The 17,052-nt window shown below is 61.6% G+C and carries 21 protein-coding genes; all 21 read right to left on the bottom strand.

The features are described from left to right. Positions 1–55: 55 nt before the first annotated feature. Positions 56–262 (bottom strand): tail protein X, encoded by a 207-nt coding sequence (locus BLU71_RS04055; RefSeq protein WP_034156567.1) that lies wholly within the window; start codon positions 260–262, stop codon positions 56–58. Further along, positions 237–1,082: a phage tail protein gene (locus tag BLU71_RS04050; RefSeq protein ID WP_083352365.1), complete on the bottom strand. Its 846-nt coding sequence runs from the start codon at positions 1,080–1,082 to the stop codon at positions 237–239. The genes BLU71_RS04055 and BLU71_RS04050 overlap by 26 nt, the downstream gene beginning before the upstream one ends. Positions 1,083–1,091: 9 nt before the next feature. Continuing rightward, positions 1,092–3,710 (bottom strand): phage tail tape measure protein, encoded by a 2,619-nt coding sequence (locus BLU71_RS04045; RefSeq protein ID WP_083352364.1) that lies wholly within the window; start codon positions 3,708–3,710, stop codon positions 1,092–1,094. Positions 3,711–3,860: 150 nt separating this feature from the next. Beyond that, the gene (locus tag BLU71_RS27970) at positions 3,861–4,460 is read right to left on the bottom strand and encodes a phage tail assembly protein (RefSeq protein ID WP_083352363.1); all 600 of its coding nucleotides are present in this window, start codon (positions 4,458–4,460) and stop codon (positions 3,861–3,863) included. 13 nt (positions 4,461–4,473) lie between these two features. Beyond that, positions 4,474–4,977: a phage major tail tube protein gene (locus BLU71_RS04035; protein WP_064364595.1), complete on the bottom strand. Its 504-nt coding sequence runs from the start codon at positions 4,975–4,977 to the stop codon at positions 4,474–4,476. Positions 4,978–4,990: 13 nt separating this feature from the next. Further along, positions 4,991–6,157, bottom strand: a complete 1,167-nt coding sequence (locus tag BLU71_RS04030) for a phage tail sheath family protein (RefSeq protein WP_083352362.1) — start codon at positions 6,155–6,157, stop codon at positions 4,991–4,993. Positions 6,158–6,260: 103 nt separating this feature from the next. Continuing rightward, positions 6,261–6,815, bottom strand: a complete 555-nt coding sequence (locus BLU71_RS04025; protein WP_231982460.1) for a DUF4376 domain-containing protein — start codon at positions 6,813–6,815, stop codon at positions 6,261–6,263. Next, positions 6,812–8,647: a phage tail protein gene (locus tag BLU71_RS27420; protein WP_162276421.1), complete on the bottom strand. Its 1,836-nt coding sequence runs from the start codon at positions 8,645–8,647 to the stop codon at positions 6,812–6,814. Before BLU71_RS27420 ends, BLU71_RS04025 begins: the two co-directional genes overlap by 4 nt. Then, positions 8,640–9,248, bottom strand: coding sequence for a phage tail protein I (locus tag BLU71_RS04015; RefSeq protein ID WP_083352361.1), 609 nt, complete (start codon positions 9,246–9,248; stop codon positions 8,640–8,642). Before BLU71_RS04015 ends, BLU71_RS27420 begins: the two co-directional genes overlap by 8 nt. 1 nt (position 9,249) lies before the next feature. Continuing rightward, on the bottom strand, positions 9,250–10,131 hold the full coding sequence (locus BLU71_RS04010; RefSeq protein WP_083352360.1) for a baseplate assembly protein: 882 nt from the start codon (positions 10,129–10,131) through the stop codon (positions 9,250–9,252). After that, a complete protein-coding gene (locus tag BLU71_RS04005) occupies positions 10,128–10,454 on the bottom strand; it encodes a GPW/gp25 family protein (RefSeq protein ID WP_083352359.1) in 327 nt (108 codons plus the stop codon). The genes BLU71_RS04010 and BLU71_RS04005 overlap by 4 nt, the downstream gene beginning before the upstream one ends. A gap of 5 nt (positions 10,455–10,459) precedes the next feature. Then, on the bottom strand, positions 10,460–10,708 hold the full coding sequence (locus BLU71_RS04000) for a hypothetical protein (protein WP_083352358.1): 249 nt from the start codon (positions 10,706–10,708) through the stop codon (positions 10,460–10,462). Between the two features lie 52 nt (positions 10,709–10,760). Continuing rightward, positions 10,761–11,327, bottom strand: coding sequence for a phage baseplate assembly protein V (locus BLU71_RS03995; protein WP_083352357.1), 567 nt, complete (start codon positions 11,325–11,327; stop codon positions 10,761–10,763). Next, positions 11,324–11,836 (bottom strand): hypothetical protein, encoded by a 513-nt coding sequence (locus tag BLU71_RS03990; RefSeq protein WP_083352356.1) that lies wholly within the window; start codon positions 11,834–11,836, stop codon positions 11,324–11,326. Before BLU71_RS03990 ends, BLU71_RS03995 begins: the two co-directional genes overlap by 4 nt. After that, complete coding sequence (locus tag BLU71_RS03985) at positions 11,829–12,494, bottom strand: hypothetical protein (protein ID WP_083352355.1); 666 nt, start codon at positions 12,492–12,494, stop codon at positions 11,829–11,831. Before BLU71_RS03985 ends, BLU71_RS03990 begins: the two co-directional genes overlap by 8 nt. Beyond that, a complete protein-coding gene (locus tag BLU71_RS03980) occupies positions 12,491–12,811 on the bottom strand; it encodes a head-tail joining protein (protein ID WP_083352354.1) in 321 nt (106 codons plus the stop codon). The genes BLU71_RS03985 and BLU71_RS03980 overlap by 4 nt, the downstream gene beginning before the upstream one ends. Positions 12,812–12,813: 2 nt before the next feature. Next, on the bottom strand, positions 12,814–13,809 hold the full coding sequence (locus BLU71_RS03975) for a major capsid protein (RefSeq protein ID WP_083352353.1): 996 nt from the start codon (positions 13,807–13,809) through the stop codon (positions 12,814–12,816). Between the two features lie 63 nt (positions 13,810–13,872). Next, positions 13,873–14,217, bottom strand: a complete 345-nt coding sequence (locus tag BLU71_RS03970; RefSeq protein ID WP_083352352.1) for a head decoration protein — start codon at positions 14,215–14,217, stop codon at positions 13,873–13,875. After that, positions 14,214–15,368 carry a head maturation protease, ClpP-related gene (locus tag BLU71_RS03965; protein WP_083352351.1) on the bottom strand — a complete coding sequence of 385 codons (1,155 nt, stop codon included), beginning with the start codon at positions 15,366–15,368 and terminating at the stop codon, positions 14,214–14,216. Before BLU71_RS03965 ends, BLU71_RS03970 begins: the two co-directional genes overlap by 4 nt. Beyond that, positions 15,365–16,846, bottom strand: a complete 1,482-nt coding sequence (locus BLU71_RS03960; protein ID WP_083352350.1) for a phage portal protein — start codon at positions 16,844–16,846, stop codon at positions 15,365–15,367. The genes BLU71_RS03965 and BLU71_RS03960 overlap by 4 nt, the downstream gene beginning before the upstream one ends. Then, positions 16,846–17,052 carry a phage head-tail joining protein gene (locus tag BLU71_RS03955; RefSeq protein ID WP_083352349.1) on the bottom strand — a complete coding sequence of 69 codons (207 nt, stop codon included), beginning with the start codon at positions 17,050–17,052 and terminating at the stop codon, positions 16,846–16,848. Before BLU71_RS03955 ends, BLU71_RS03960 begins: the two co-directional genes overlap by 1 nt.

Raw genomic sequence — 17,052 nt, 5'->3', positions numbered from 1 at the left:
ACAAGGTGTCGTTACGCGTAACGCGACGCGGCGCCGGCGAAGGCATCGCCCCGGGTCAATCCCACAAGCTGACACCTTCATTGGTCGGGCTGGGCAGATCCGGCAGGACGATGATCACGCCCAACCGGAACGGCTGAGGCTCATCAGCCAACCCCTGATTGGCATCGAGCACGGCCTCGACGCTTCCATTCAGATGGCCGTAAACGTTGTTGCAAATGACATCGAGCATGTCACCATCAGACGTTCTGCATGTCGTCGCCATAGCGCTCGAACTCCAAAGTGAACCCCTGTTTTCGAGCAATCCCGCCGTGCAGCAGCGCGGACTGTTCCTCGTTGATGTTTTTCAGGCACCACGTTCCGATCACCTCGCCATAACCCGTGGTCAGGGTCAGCGGCTGTAGCCTGGCACCAATGGAACGCAGCGTGTCGAGCTGCTTTAAACCGCCCTTGAAGCCCGGATAGATCGTGCCCTTGAGCGTCAACTTTTCATCGCCCATACCGATGGCCTGCTTCGCCGGCCGGCGCGTCAGCCGCTCCTGCGAAGCCCAGCGGAATTCGGTCGAACGGCTCAGCTCGTCGAAAGCTGCGGTGTCCAGGTTGAAGTAGTACGGCTCAGTTTTCGGATCGCGCGGCTGAATGATCATCAGATGCGGGAACGGCTTCACCGCCTCCGGCGCCGGCGTGGCCTCCACGGCAAAGGAACTGGTGGGCACGATGTTGGCCAGCGACGGGCTGACCTTACCGGCGACGTTGTTGATCGCCGTGGCCGCCTTATCCGCCTGTTCCTTCAACGTGCCCAGCCGATCCTGCACCTCGGCGGCTGCGCGTGTGGCGCGGCCGTACACGGCCACCACCTGCCCGACCTTGGCCTGAGCCGCGTCGACGCCGCGCATCACCCGCTGCAGTTTGGCGCCGATGGCCGGACCAACAAACGGGATGTTCTCCAGCTCGGACGCGGCGCCAGTCAGTTCGCGGATCGCGCCATTGACCGGGGTCAGCATGCCGTCAGCACTGCGCCGCCCGGTTTCCGCTGCCTCGACCAGATACTTCAGGCTCGATTGCATCTGCTCCATGTAAGCCATGAAACCTCCTTAAACATGGGGTTCGTCGTACAGCTTGGCAGCGTTAGTCTTCGCCGCGTCCGCCATCATTCGCTGCATGTGCGGCATGAGATCCTGCGCGAGGCGCTGAGGGTCTTTGACATCCCCCTGCACCGTGACCGGCATGCTCAGCGAATACTGAAACTGCTGATCCACCTTGGCCGGCTCCGGCTTCGCCGCCTCCTTGGGCTGGATGGCCAGCGTCGCCGACTTGAGCGGTGCCGTCACCGCCATCGAGCGCGTGACATCCCCCAGCACCGGGCCTTGCTGCGCCGCTGACATCAGCATGAGCGGCGTAGCCGGTACCGGCGCCTTTGCCGTTTGCTCGGGCTTTTCATCCTCACCGCCGAACAGCGACTTACCCAACGACCCGCCCAGCGCCGCACCGCCCTGACTGCCCAGGTAAGCGCCGATCATGCCGCCGATCGCAGTGCCGATGATCGGCACCACCGAACCGATGGCGGCGCCTGCTGCTGCACCGGCCATGGTGCCAGCCAGGTTGCCGGCGGCCGAACCGTACCCTTCGGCTTTTTCGTCCTTGGTCTTGGCGTTTTGAAAGGTTTCAAAAGCCATCGCGCCGGACTCCAGCAGCGTGCCACCGGGAATGACCTTGGCTACCTTGCCGACCTTACCGACGGTTCCTGCGACGACGCTGAGCTTGGACAATGCCCCACTTGGAACGGAAGGGGCAGATGACAATGGGACCGAAACAGGTGGACGAGGCACAGATGGGCGAGGACCTCTCGAACTCGGCAACGACCGGCGCCGAGCGCTTCGACTTGACCCACGCCCACGTCGACGCGATTCGCCCGACGCATCCACACCGCCGCCCATAGCGCCGGCATTGACGACGAAGACCTTCTTGACGCCGTCGTCACCTGCACCACTGTCAGTACCAAGGCCACCGCCTGTTGCCGCGTCCTTAACCAGCGAAACAACATCCAGGCCAGTCGCTACCAGATCAAGTTCTCCGGGGTTTTTATTTAGGGCTTCGCTCCCATTCCTGCCACCGCGCGACCCACGCGCAAGGTTTAGCAGCCCCTTACTGATCTTGATCGTGCTGAAGATGCCTTTTAAGGCGATCAGCCCCGCTCCGACCGTGGCGATACCGGCAACCACCCCGGGCGCGCCATCCGTCAGCGACGTAATGCCTTTGGTAACCTTGGTCAACGACTCGGCCACGGTGTCCGTCACCGGGCGCAGCGCATCGCCGATGCTGCGCATGGCGTCATCCATCGACTGGGCCATTTCCGCCCATTTCTGCGATGACGACTCACGCCGCTCGGCGAGGTTCTTGTCGAGGATCCCGGTTGCGTCACGCGAATCGTTTTTGAGCTGGCTGTACAGCGCCTTGTTCTGCATGTAGGCCGACAGTGCGGCCTTGACCTGCATGTCGGCGAACAGATCGCCAGTGCGCAGGGATTCTTCCAGCGAGGCCATCATGGCCTTGGCCTTTTCTGGATCGGCCTGCTCACTGATCTTTGCCGTGGCCTCGGCCATTTTCGCCGCACGCGCCGGATCGGTCGCCTGAATGTACTTCTGAGCCAGCGCCATGCTGGTCTCAAGCGTCGACATACCGTTTTGCAAACCGGTCTGCATCGACCCCTTGTAATCAATCCCGGCTTTTTCGTAGGCCTTGACCGTATCGGTCGAGCCGATTTTGCCCATCCAGTTTTTCAGGTTGTTGGCCGCTTCGTCCGAACTGCCGGCCTGCTTCATCTGGACCTGCAGCATGGCGCCCAATTGCGTCACTGCATCCAGGCCGGTGATGCCGTTGCTGGCCATGTTGGCCAGCAATTCCGGAAACCACTTGGCCATGTCGGCCGCTTCAAAGCTGCCCGCCTGACCTTGGTAGGCGATCGCTTCCAGCGCCTGCTGCATCTGCTTGGGATCGGTGATCTTGGCGTTCTGCCCCAGGGCGTTGATCATCTTCGCCGTGTCGACACCGCTGGATCCCTGCCCCACGACAAACTTGGCCGCGACAGGCGCGTATTCCAGCGCCTTGCTCAGGTCCATACCGGCGCCGACCAACTGATTGACCACGTCGGCAACATCGTTGCGCGCCATGCCGGTGTCGCGTGAAGTGTTGATGATCTTGCGCGACATCTCCTGCTCTTGCGGCTTGTTGGCAATACCGGCCTTGATCGCGATGTCACGCACAATGGCACCAAAATCCGCGCTGACTTTGGTCGGTACCGCCATGGCACCTAAACCGACCACCGCCGCACCGACGGCGCCCTTCATGCCCTTCACGCCGGAATCAATCTGCTGATGCCCCTTGGCTTTCAGCTCAGCTTTGTTGGCCGTCTGACCCATCGAGCGATAGGCTTTTTCCAGCCGGCCGACCTCGACCCCCTGCTTTTTCAAGCTGTCGAGGTTCGAGTTCAGACGGTTGAGCAATTTGGACGCGCCGGCAGCGCCGGTTTCGTGAGCCTTTTTCCATTCTTCGCGCAGGCGGATGGTGTCGCCAATCGTGCGCTGCAGCACGCGCGCTTTGTTGCCTTCTGCCTCGAGGCGCTTGATGCGCCCGGTCACATCCTTGAACGCGGTGCCGACCGTGGAACTGACGGCACCGCCGATCACCAGCCCGAGGGCGAGTTTGTTTGCCATGTCATGGCCCTCATGTGCCCAGCACTACCGGTGGCAGCTCAATCCGTGAGCCACCACACCATGTCCGCGAACGGCATCGACTGGATCTCGGCGGCGGAAAACCCGGTTTCCGCCGCCAGACGTTTCGCCGCCGACTTGATCACGCTGGGGTTAAAGCCCGTCGTCGTTGTCCATGCGAAAATAGCCAGCCTGTAAGCGGTTAAAATCCTTCAGCTTCAGCCCCTCCAGATCCCCAACCGACGCGCCGGACAACGCAGCAAACAACACCAGCTCGCGCTGCTCATCATCGCCACCCACCTCACGGTTGGCCGCTCGCACGTCGCCCACGGTCGGTGAACGCAAGACCAACTTGTCGACGGTCACGCCGTTGATTTCGCTCGGGCACGACAGCGTTACCAGCACCTGATCGGTGGTCAGCGACAGCCATGCCGGCATCGAGTCCGAATAATCGGTTTTCGGTACCAGCTGCGAATACGCCGTTTGCACGCGGCGATAATCCGTCAGCTTGAGGCCTTCCAGATCCTTCAGTCCGACTTCGGCGAGACCGGCAAACAGCATCAGTTCGCGCTGTTCATCATCGCCGTTGGCAGCACGATCAGCCGCGCGCACTTCACGCACGGTCGGGTTGCGCAGGTTCAACGTCTCGACGTCGATGCTGTTGGCTTTGGTTGGCCGGGTCAGCGTCACGACCGCGCCGTGCGCGCTGAGCGACAGCCAGGCCGGCAGGTTTTGAGCGATTGCTTGAGTCATCTGGATCTATTCCTTACAGGCCGAGCGCGTTGCGCACTTCGAGCAGTTGGTCTTTGCCGTCGATCACCTGAATGCCGGCGACCATGTCGATTTCGTACATCAGGCGCCCGTCGATTTCGAGCTTGTAGTACGTGACCGCAACGGCGTGTTTGATCTCGGCAGCATCACCCGCCTTCCAGTCACCGAGATCGACCTCTTTGAGGCGACCGCGCAGGGTGGCAACGACCGCTGTCACCGCGCCCTTCTGGCCCTTGAAGGCACCACGGAACGTGGCGTTGAACGCGGTGCCGTCAGCCAGGCCGAAGTATTTGAGCGACTCGCGGCGCACGCCCTTGGTGACAAACGAGGCTTCCATTTTCTCCAACCCCTGATCCATCTCGATGGGGCCGGCCATGCCGCCCCCACGATATTCGTCAGTCTTGGTGGTCAGCTTGGGCAGCGTCAGGCTCGGCACGTCGCCGGAGAAGTTCACGCCGTCGACGAACAGGTTGGTGTTGTACAAAGTCTGAGGAATCATTGGTTACGCCCCCTTAGGCTGCTTCAATCACTTCGGTCATCCACTGATCGGTGACTTCGAAAAGGAAATTCGGGTTTTCTGCCGGCGGCACGTCGGTGAAACGGATGCGCCAATACACCTTGCCCTGGGCGATCTGGCTGGCCGTGTTCAGTTCGGTGTCGGGGAACACTTCAAAATTGATGATCGCGCCCTGGGCTTTGAGGTCAGCCATGAACGCGTTGAGACCGTTGGTGACATCGGTCACGTAGGTTTTGGTGATCGAGCGGTCGACCGCCCATTTGTGCCCGGCCTGCACCGCGTCCATGAGGATGAACAGCGTGCGAACGCGGGTAACAAACGCCCACTTCGGATCGCTCGACAACGTGCGGTTGCCCCACAGGCGGTAACCGTCATCGCGAATGATCGTGGTGATATTGGCGTTGTTGAGCAGGTTGGCCCGACAGGTTTCGTCGCCGTCCAGGTACTCGACCGCGCGGCCGGTACCGGTGATGCCGGTCAACTCCTTGTTCGACGGCGAGGCCCAGAACCCGTATTCAGCATCCGTCCAGGCGAACAGGCCCGCCGCCCAAGCTGAACCCGGCGCGTCGACGGTCTTGCTGGTGATGGTGTCCCAATACTTAACGCCCGGGTCGACCATGAACAGGTTGCGACTGCCGAAGTTATCGGCGAAGGCCATGGCGGCCTCGTCGGTGGTGCCAGGGCCGTCGATGATGCCGATTGCCCGCAGTTTCTGCGCCAAGCTATCGAGCGCTGTGGCGACCGCCTGAGTCGCGGTATGACCCGGTGCAATCAACAATCGCGGCTGCGCATTGAACAGGCTTTTACCGTCGAGCAGCGCCTGCAAACCGGTGCGCTGACCCGAGGCCAGAACGCCGCCGATGATCGCTGAGGTCTGCAGGGCGGCATCTTCCAGCTTGGGCACACCAATGGCGACGATCACCGCCTTGGCTTTGACGTAAATCGCCTGACAGGCCTTGGTGATCGCCGAATCAGCGCCGAAGGCGGCAATGGCTTCGCGCTCCGTGGTGATCAGTTTCAGCTCGCCTGCCTTGGCCGTACCACCGCCCAGAACGCCAGGTTTGAAGGTGTCGCACAGACCAATGATCGAGGACGACGGCAGCGAGATGGTGCGCGCGCCAGTGTCGACCGACGTGGTCGTGACGCCGTGAAAAAAAGTCATAAGGCTCGTTCTCCAGAAACGAAAAAGCCCCGCATGTGCGAGGCTGTGAGGGTGTTCGAGTTACGCGTAACGGAAAAGAAAACGCCCCGTCAGTGCGGGGCGTCTAGTGCAGCTCTGCCGGATCAGGCGGCAAGGAATCCGGCCAACCTTGCGACAGCATCTCGTCGTGATACTCGCCGGCCTCGATCGCGCGCAACAGCGCAAACTCGCGGTCAAAGCAGGCTTGAACGTGCGCCCGCACGGCCTTGGCAATCGTGATGATTTGCGCCGCGCCGATTTCGACAAAACCGTCTGCTGTCTTGAAGTTGCAGCGGTAGTCAGGATCGAGGACGGCGGACAATCCCGTACTGGCGATCAGCGCCTGGCTGTCGCGAGTTGTCTCGATGGCGAGCCCCTCGACCACGACGCCCGTACCCTCTCGGCGGAAGCGTTCGGCGGCGACCACTTCGGCGAGCGGCAGGGGGGCGACCGCCAAACCCGGCGCCGAGAACTGCCAAGCGCCGTCAACCTCTACCGCCTTCCAACCCGCCGCCGGCATCGGCTCGATGCCGTCAACACACACCCACACCATGGAAGGGTGATACAGCGCCGTGATATCGGCGTCAGTCTCGATCAGCTCAAACACCTGCTCGCCGTAGACCCGCGCATAAATACTCATGCCCACTCCTCAACATCGATCCAACCATCAGCACCGTGACCGCCGCGCAAATGCGCAGGGTATGAAGGAAGCGCAACGGCACCGCCGCCACCCGACCCCGGGTTGACCGCATCAGCACCCTGCGAACTGGTTGAGATTGAATTACCCCCCGGCCCCATTTCACTCGGGCCGCCCTCGCCAGATACGACAAAGTCAGTTTTTGGCCCAATGACGCCACCACCACCCTTGCCCTGCCCATTTTTCACAGTCGCGCCGACCGCCGGTTGTGAATTCGGCGTCTGGCCCAGGTACAGCGGCGGCGCCACGTTCGCCGACAACCCACCACCGATACCGCCCGGCGCGGTGACATGTGATCCGAACGAAGTGGCCCCGCCGTTGTTACCCGGACCAACCAGCACACCGGTGCCGCCCTTGCCGATCGTGGCCATCACACCGTCGAAACCGCTGGTGATCCACGTATCAAATGGCGCCCCCGCACCGCCGCCGCAGCCGGCGGAAACCTGACCCGCCGCGGTTGATGCTGCACCACCGCCAGCAGCGCCTGCCCCCTGCCCCCTCACTCGGATTCTGATGGTTCCAGGCGTCGACCAGTAAATCTGAGTCGCCCGAATTCGACGCAGGCCGAGAAAACGCCCGGTCGCCTTGCGCACTTCATCGGCCAAAACTCCGACGTCAATCACGCCTTGGTTAACCGGCGCACTCCAAGCCTTAATACACCACATCACCGCGACGTTACGCGGCCGGGTTACGCCACCGGCAGACGGGAACGGGCTATAACTCACATTCGCCGAGGTGAAAGTGATCCCGACGCCCGGATAATCCGATTCGCGATATAAGTCCGCCTGCGCCTCAACTGGAGAACCTCGCACAATGTCGACCGATTGCCCGCCCGTATAGTTACTGTCGAACACCGCAAGCGTACCGAGCTGGGCGCTGCCAATCGCGCGACCCACATCGTAGCCACGACCGTGATCCCAGCCGCGCAGGAATTCAGCGCGCAGATCCGGCAAGCGGAAATTGCCGGCGCCCTCGTTGCCCTTGTTGAAGGCCGTCCCGAGGAAGGCCGACAGATCCGGGTAAGCGGCGACACTCTTAACGCTGCCGTCCAGCTCCAGAAACCCGGCCGGCTGCTTGTCGACCGGGAACGACACAATGGCGCCAACCGGCATGGCCGTGGCCTTGGCAATCACCGCGTCGACCTGCTCCGACGTATAGGTGTCGGTGATGCCCATGCCGGCGAGCGTTTGCGGGTTGTCACCCGACACGAAAACACCACGATCGTTGACCTTGACGCGCGTGTATTGGCCAGCCGCCTTGTTCCTGGGCAACACCTCCAGAATCGCCGTGTCGACGTAGGACCGCGTCGCCAGCACCACGGCCGGGTCAATCTTGAGCTGAATGTTGCCGGTGCTGGTGACGATGAAGTTCATCCGCACGATTTGCGTACGGCCCGAGCCTTGCGACAGCAACGGCTTGAAGCTCGGCGCGCAGTTGGCCACCGCCACCAGATCGCCGTCAGCATCGTAGAGGCCGATTTCGCGGATCCACTTACCGCCCTCGTCGGCCGGGATGATCTGCTCAGCGATGATCACCGCCGGGTTTTTAGGGTCGACCAGCAATTGATTCAGCGGCTGACGGCGCCACTCGTTGAGCAGTTTGGTTTGCCCGGCCGTGGGCACCGGGTTGGGCGGGTCGGCCAGCCCGTTCGGGTTGGCATCCCCCACGCCCATTTGCGTGATCAGCCAGGGAATGCCGAGCGCGTCGGCGTTCGCCTGCTTGGCCATCCCCACATTCGTAAGGATCGCGAAAAACTGCGAATTCGCATCAATCATAATAAACGTCCAGGGTGTCTATGGTGTGTTCGCGGCCGACCACGCCGAAGCTGCCAGTCACCTCAATGTCACGCATGACGGGCGGGTAAACGTCGATTTCGTCGCCTTCGTAGACGGACACAGCGATATTCAAATTGCCTTGAGTTTCCAGGCTGATCGCCAGCCCGGTCAGTTGCCGGGTAACGGGTTTGGCATCGTCGATCAGGCGCTCAAGCTCCTGATACATTTCTTCAGTGATGCCAGTATCGAGCACCCCGACCTTGAGCGCGAAGGTGCCGGGCACGCCCTCGGGCATGGTCTGGAACCACTCGACAATCTCGATCAGGTAGCCCAGCGGCTCGACCACACGGCGCAGAGCGCCGATGGTGCCCTTGTGTTTGTGGATGTAGTACGACGCCTTGATGGCCGCGCGCTTGGTCGCCTCAGTCCACCGGTAATCCCAGCGATCCACCGACCACGCCCATGCCAGATGCGGCAGCAGATGAACCGGGCAGGTATCGGCGTTGTAGAGGTCGCGCAGAGGGACAATCGTCTTTTCGAAAAACGCGGCCTCCATGGCCCGTTCCAGTTGGGTGCTGTTGAGCGGCAGTAAACTCTTCATATCAGCCCTCCAGCTTCACGTTGTAGCGCGTACAGAACGCCGCTTGCGCCTTGGTCGGGGCCAGATCCTGCCACCCAATCAGCTCGACTCGGGCAACGCCGGCAACGTGCAACTGGGCGTCAACAGCGGAGCGGGCGACCTCGACGCCCAGCCGCTTGCGTGGATTGATCCAGGCTGCCAAGCGGCTTTTCGCCTCGGCCAAACTGGCATCCGCTTCCGGGCCAGCGCTGGCCATGTGCAAAATGGCGTCAATCTCGTAGCGGATCACCTGCGCACTCTGCACGATCACCCGATCACCGACCGGCCGAACGTCATCGTCATTCAACGCAGCAGCCACCGTCGCCAGCAGCTCAGGCGGCGCTTCGCCCTCCCCCTCTAACCCCAGCACCGTTACCGTAACGTAACAAGGCTCCGGGCTTTCAGCCGTGGCATCTGCCACCAACCCCGAGGCGTTACGAGCGTGCAGGATGTAGCTGTTACGCGGGCCGGCCGTGGTCAAACCCTCATAGGCCAACTGGATGCGCTCGCGAAACGGGTCGTCGTCTTCCATGACCTTGGGCACTGGTGGCACCGCCAGCAGATCCTCGGCCTGAATGACCAGACGCTGCAGATTGACGTTGGCCCCCAAGTGATCGAGGTCGCCGCGAATGGCATGCGCCAGCAACAGCGCCTTGCCGGCGTCATTGACTCGGGCGCGGTTGCCGACCTTGTTGTAAGCCCCGACCTCAAGCACTTTGACCACTGGGTCGCTTTCCAGCGCGGCGGTCCAGTTGCCACCCATGTACCCGCGAAACACGCTCAACCCGTCCTGATAAACCTCTTCGAAGTCCAGAGGCTCAAGCACGGTCGGCGCTGGCAGCGACGACAGATCTACGGTACTCATGCGGCCACCTCCAACGTGACGCTGTCGCCCAGGTACTTCCCGACGATTTGCAAATTGATTTGCCCGCCTATAACGGAAATGACGCGCACCTGATCCAACTTCAAACGCGGCTCCCAGCGCCCGAGCGCGCGGGCGACCTCAGCCTGTACGGCGCTTTTCCAGCCTTCGTTGATGGGCAAATCGACAAACCGCCGCAGCTTGCTGCCGTATTCCATACGGTGCCGGCGACTGCCCAGCGGCGTGCTCAAGATGTCGGCAATGGATTGGCGCAGGTGCTCGATGCCGGATATGGGTAGGCCGGTCTGGCGATCCATTCCGATCATCGATGTCACTCCTTGAACGGCTCGAATTCTTCGCTGGCTTTCAGGAACTTGACCGCATCAATGTCGGAGGCCGGCACCACGACCGTCGCCTTGTCGACCGGATAAGAACGGTCAGTACCGGGCACGATCAACAGTCGCGACGTGTAGAGCTTGTCGCGGAATTTCATGAACTCGGGCGATGAAAACGGTGAGGATGCAATTGCCGGTTCCGAGGGGGCTTGCACCTCGGCGACGGTTGTATCGATCTTGGCCATGTGTTTCTCCAGGCATGAAAAAGCCCGCACTGGGCGGGCTGTCGTGAATGAATTAATGCGTGTGGTGATTACTGTTGCCAGTGGCGTCGATGATTGCGCCGGCGCTGGTGATGCCCTTGGTGACGTGCAACGCCCCTTCGATCATCACCGCCGCTTTCAGATTGATGTTGCCGGTGGTCACGTTCACGGCGGCATCGGTTACGACCGCTTCGGTGCTGGCCACTTTGATGGTGACCGTACCGCTCGGCAGGGTGATGGTGTAGCTCTTGGCCTGCCAGTCGTAGATCAGCGAGCCGCCATCATCGAAGCGCCAGACCTCGACATGGTCGCGGTTATCTGGCGGCGGGCCAGCATTGCCATACAGGCCCGGGACAAACGTGCCCTGCGACACGTCACCGCTGGGACTGATCAAACTGCCCTGCTCGCCCAAAGACGGCGCACGCCAGTGCCTGGCCTTGCCAGCGGCGATGCTGTGCCAGCGAACCCACGCGCTGACCCATTCACTGCCGTCCGACACGCGACATACCGGCGGCGAAGCGGACAGATCCACCGCAACCACGTAGCAAGCCTTTACCGCCCCCGCGATCATGCGGTCATGCTGGGCGCTTGCGTAACTCACGGTAAATCCTTGGGCTTGAATGGTCCGTCACCCGGCTCAACGTCAAACACCAACGTTCCCGGCGGTTCGTCCGACCAGGGCCATTCCTCAACGCCGAGATAAACCTGCTGAGTCCACTCCACCAGCCAAACGGTGTATCCATCCAGGTGCGGCTGGGTCCAGTCCTGCAGCGATTGCACAAACTCGGCGGGGTCAACTGCCAACCCCCACGTCTGCGAACGCAGCAACACCGCCAACTGCGTCGCCAGTTGCACGGCCTGTTGATGATGGTGCGCCTTGATCGGGTCAACAATGATCCGAGCCTCGAACTTGCAGACCAGCGAGGTTTCGCCGGTACCGATATCGGTACCCGGCTCGATCTCGGCCACCTCAACGAACACCGCTGGCAGCGACACGCGATCCTTAATGTCTGGCCAGGCTGTGACGGCCCGTACGCCAGGCAAGTGGGTAAGTAGATGCTGTTCTACCGCCCGATATAGCTGGTCCAGGCTGAACAGTTCTTCAGACATTGCCGATCCTCTTAAGGTATTTCTGCAGCTCAAAGTTGAGTTCCTGCTTGAGAATCGCCAACAGGATCTCATCTGCCTTTTTGACCCAGCTGTCGAAATGCGGCCGGGCTTGCTCCAGCGACACCTTGGCTTTGGCCAGCGGGAAACGACTGCCGTTTTCGGCGACCCACCCCGAACTTGGCCCGCGACCGGGGGACACCGTGCTGTCCGGGTAGTCGTCCGCGTTGAAATGCTTGCTGGCTGTGCGGATCCAGATGTCCGGCTTGTTGCCGTAGACCTTCTTGAGAAAGGCACCTTGGTAACGCCGCCCCGCCACCGACACACCGCTGCCGGTCTGCCGCGCCCGGCCGATCCGACTGGATTCGATGGTGTTCAACCCGAACCACAGTTTGCCGCTCGCGGCCGCGCCGGAAACTGGATAGCTGCGCAACCGCTGACGCACCGCGGCTACGGCGATGCGCTCTGACCGGCTGACAGCTCGGGCAATGTGCGTGCGCAACCTTCCCAACGTTTTGTTGATCGCGCGCCGATGCGCCGCAGCAGCCGCTTTCGGCACCACCTTGGCAAAGTCCTGGAACGCCTGAAAATCTGCGGCCGAGGACTGGATAGAGATCATCCCGCCCCCGGCCGAGGGTCTGAAATAGCTGCCGACACTCATGGCCGCAACCTCAGAATCAGGGCGACCAGTCCGTCGCCGCTCGGTTCGAGCTGGATCAGGTCGTAGTCACCGCCGCCATCCAGGGCAGGCAGGTCAACGCTGACCAGCATGCCCTGTTCCAGACCTTGCGAATCGCTGACGCGGATCTCGAAGCGCGGCTCGCGCAATCCGGTGTTGAGCTTGCCGAACTTGGGTTGCAGCCAGGGCGCGGCAAACATGCCGAACACTGGCTCTGCGCGACCTTCGATCCGCGCAGTGTCGCCCAGCGTTTCGAACACCACCGCGTCGACGTCGGCGATCAGATCGCGAAAGCCCACGATCAGAGTTCCAGCAGGATCTGGGCGCGCGGTCGAGTGCACAGGTGTAGGGGGTTGGACTGCGCTTCACCGGCCATGCCTTTGTTGAAAGGCAGCGGCTCGATCATGCTGTAGTACGGGATCCCTTGAGTGTTGACCGTTTCCATGTAGTCGGCCGGTGCAAACACCGAGATGTACAGATCTGGCACGCCTTCCGGAACCAGAAGCGCCTTGTCGTCATGGACAAAAGACACGCCGGCGACCTTGCCACGATAGCGCTCCCAGATGATGCCGCCGAACTCGAAGCTTTCGCGCGCATCACCACGCAAGGCCGCCGCTTGCTGACTGTTGAGGTAGGTTTCTTTGACCGACTTGTGAACGATCAGCTTGTTCCAGAAGTTCTTGCCGCAGAAGGCGCGCGAGCCGGTGCTGGTCACGCTGCCCAGCGCATCCTCCTGCATGTCCAGCGCCTCACCGCATTTGACCCGCAGCTCGGTACCGGCTTCAGTCAGCCCCATGGACAACTTCTGACGCTGAACACCGAAGCGCTCATACAAGTCCAGCAGCACCGTCGAACCATCAGCGTCGAGGATTTGGCCGTTGAGTGCGCCCATGCGCTGGAATTCATGCGTGGCGTCCAACTGACGACGCGCCTTTGCCAGGCGTGCATTGACCACATCCTGCACCGCCTGCAGCTCAGTGCGAGTGCCGAAGGCGCGGATGCCTTGGATCTCATCCGCCTTGATCGTGAAGCGCTCAGGCAGATGCACGGTGTTGAACGGGATCAGGTTGCGCTTGCTGGCAGCAACCACCAGGCCAGAACCACCACGCTCACCAGCAGGCACCAGGGCCAGGGTGTCACCGTCCTTTTCAATCTGCACGGTCAGGGTGGTGATGCCTTCCTCGCGGAACAGCCCCAAGGCGCTGATGCGCCCTGGCAGGTACGGTTGATCATTGAGTGCAGCGGTGAGCGAAGTAACGGTAAACGCTTCGTCGTCAAAAATGGCGATATCGGCCATGGGTACTCTCCAGAAACGAAAAATCCCGCACGCGGCGGGATGCAAAATAAAGAGGAAAATGTTTTAGCGGACGATCAGCGAATGTGCGGCCAAGGCTTTCTCAGCGGCCAGATCGAGTCCGGTCAAGTGCGCTTCGCTGACCTCGGCCAGCCGCACCACGGCGCGACCGCGACGCACCACGTCGGATTCGCCGAGCGGGCCGTACAGAATGGCGACAGCGTTTTCTCTGCCGTCCTCTGCCGTTGGGTTGTACGGTGCGAATTCGCCGCTGGCAGTCACCAGCCCGAGAATTTGTCCGGGCCACAATGCTGGACCCGCCGCGACATTGATCGCTTCGCGCGAGATCGTGCCGGCGCCCTCGGACAGCAGGAATTCACCTGCGTGCATCGGTTCCTGTTTGATGGTCATGCTCGTGCTCCTTTCGCGCCGCGCGCGGTTCCTGTTTGAGCCGCTTGGCGAGCAGCCCAAATCGAGTTGGGGTCAGGTTGTTTGGCCAGCACCTTGGGCGCTGGGTCGTCCGCCAGCGGCAGACTGTTGTCGATTTCAAAGCCCTTACCGCTGGTGACGATCTTGTCGAACAGACGCGCACGCACCGCCGCCGCATCCAGACCAGCCGTGACATACTCGGCGCTGAATTCCGGCAGACGCGCGGCGACGCAGAGGTCGTTCACCGCCTTGGCGCGAGCCAGGCCGGCGAGAACAATTTCCTCGCTTTCGAGTTTGGTCGAACTGAGTAGCGGCTCGATCAAGTTGCTGATGCCCGCCGCCGTGCAGCGCTGAGTGATCATCAGTGCCAACTTGGCCGAGTCGACTACAGGCGGCACAAGCGGCGGATCGACAGGTTCGAATTCGGGTTCCGATTCAGGTGGCTCATCGAGCTGGGCCAGTAATTCAGGCGGCGCGTTCTGGAACCGTTGCAGCACCGCGCCTTGACCGAGACAAGCTTTGACTTTGACGCCGTCGCCCACCTCATCAGCCAGGCCCAGAGCCACCGCTTCGTTGGCGGTCAGCCAGGTCTCAGCCGCCACCAAACGCCGCAGCTCCACCTCATCAATTTCGGGGGCTTTGGCCTTGTACGCGGCAATGATCGCTTCCATGGTCTGGTCGAGAACGTCGGCGACTTTGCGGAAGTCTTCAGCGTCACCGGCGGCGTAGGTCCAGGGGTTGTGAATCATCAACATCGCGTTGGAAGCGATTACTACGCGGTGTGCACCGCACACGGCGACGCTGGCCGCACTCGCGGCCAGTGCATCGATTCGCCCGGTGCAGCGTTCGCCCAGCCGCGACAGCGCGTTGTGCATGGCCAGACCGTCAAACAGGTCACCGCCGATACTGTTGAATGCGGCGATCACCGGGGACACACCATCATCCATGGCGCGCAGATCCTGCACGAACTGATTGGCTGTGATGCCCCACGCGCCGATCTCGCCATAGACGAAAACCTCGATTACTCGCTCGGTGGCTTCTCCGCTGGTCTGCAGGGCGTACCAGGTCTTGTCCTGAACCTCGACACGCTTGCCTGCGCGGTTGTAAATGCGCGGTCGCGCTTTCTTGCTCATGGTTGCTCCTTGTCGTCGGTGTCCTCGACGGCATCAAGAGTGTTGTAGTTGAGACCCAGTTTTGTGGCCCGTGCCAGATCGGCGGCGTTTTCAAGATCGACCGTTTCAGCGTCGTAACCGGTGCGCAGCACCATCTCGCTGCGAGAGGAAAACCCGGCCTGTACCTCCATCCGGCGTGCCTGCACGTCCTGTACTGGCTGGATGTAGGCCCAGCCTTGTGGCACCCAACGGGTACGCAGGTACTGGCGGCGTTTCTGTGCGTAATCGTCCAGCACCAGAACACCAGACAGCACCGCCATATCCATCCACGCCGCCCGTACAGGACGGCAGAGCTGATGCACGTACACGCTGAATTGCAGTTGTTCCAGACGGCGCCGAAACTCGTTGAGCACCACCCGAAGCGCTCGGTCGTTGATTCCGCGCATGTCGCCGGTGAGGATCTCGTATGGCGTACCCGACCCCGCTGCAGCAGCCATCAGTTGCTGCCGCATGAAGTCCGGATAGTTGTTGCCGGCGTCTGGCGGTTTGGAGAACTCAACCTCCTCGCCTGCCCCTAGTTCCTGCATAGTGCCGGGTTCGAGCGCAACCATCGGCGTGTAGCCATCGCGGTCCAGATCCAGCAAGGCGCCGGTAACGGGGTCGCGGGGTTGTTGCCCCGACTCCGGAGCCGGGCGCTTGATGAAACCAGCGAACAGATTGGCTACTTCCTGACGGAACAGCACCGCGTCGTCGTAGTTGTCCAGACTGCGCAGGCGTTTGAGCACCGGCGACAATCGCGGCACACCCCGCAACTGGCCAGGCTCCACCGGTTCGAAGATGTGCAGCACCTGAGCAGCCGGCACGCGGACCAGCTGGTTGTAGCCGGCGTTCAGCGAGGCTGCATCGCGCGGATGCGAGAGGTACATCCAGTACGCCACCCGCTTGCCGCCGGGAGTGAACTCGATGCCAGCGCGGATGACGTTGCCGTTTTTGGTGGTCTCGAATTTGTCGTGCGGCACAAATTCCGGTGCGAGGATCTGCAGCTGCAGCGGAACGGCCAAGCCTTCATCCAGACCGCGTGGACGCAACCGAACGAAGCATTCGCCCGAGGTTTCCACCGTGCGCGCCACCAGCGCCTGCTGGCCGTAGAAGTCGGTGCGATCATCCGCATCCGACTCATCGACCCAATCCGCCCACAGCTCCTGCAGAAGTTTGCGCAATGCATCGTCGTCGGTTGTCGGCCGAGGGGTGATGCCCGTGCCTATCAGGTTGCTGACACGCTTGTCGATGACGTTGAAGGCATACGGGTCATTGCGAACTGCTGACCGTGAGCGCGACCGAAGGTTGCGCAGTGCCGGGGTGTTGATGCTGTTGATCCCGTTGTCGGACGCATCCCAGCCAGTGGAGCGACGGCCCTCTCCGGCGCCCTCGTAACTGGCCTTGATGTTGGACGGCAGCACAAATCCGTTACGGGTAAGCGTTGGAAACTGTCGGGCCATCAGATCCCCTTCCCTGCGTGGTACAGCCGAACCACGCGCGAGCGAGGCCCTGCAGCGTTGACCAGCGACGAGCGTATTTCTTCACGCGCCTTAAGCAGTTCGTCGACAGTGCGGTATTCCACGGTGCGGTCGGTATAGCGCACAGTTTTCTCACCGCGAGCAATGGCCGCCTCAACCGCGTCGAGGTGCTTCTTGGTAAATGACAT

The organism is Pseudomonas moraviensis (genome assembly GCF_900105805.1).
Taxonomy (GTDB): domain Bacteria; phylum Pseudomonadota; class Gammaproteobacteria; order Pseudomonadales; family Pseudomonadaceae; genus Aquipseudomonas; species Aquipseudomonas moraviensis_A.
This window is presented reverse-complemented; position numbering and strand designations above follow the sequence as displayed.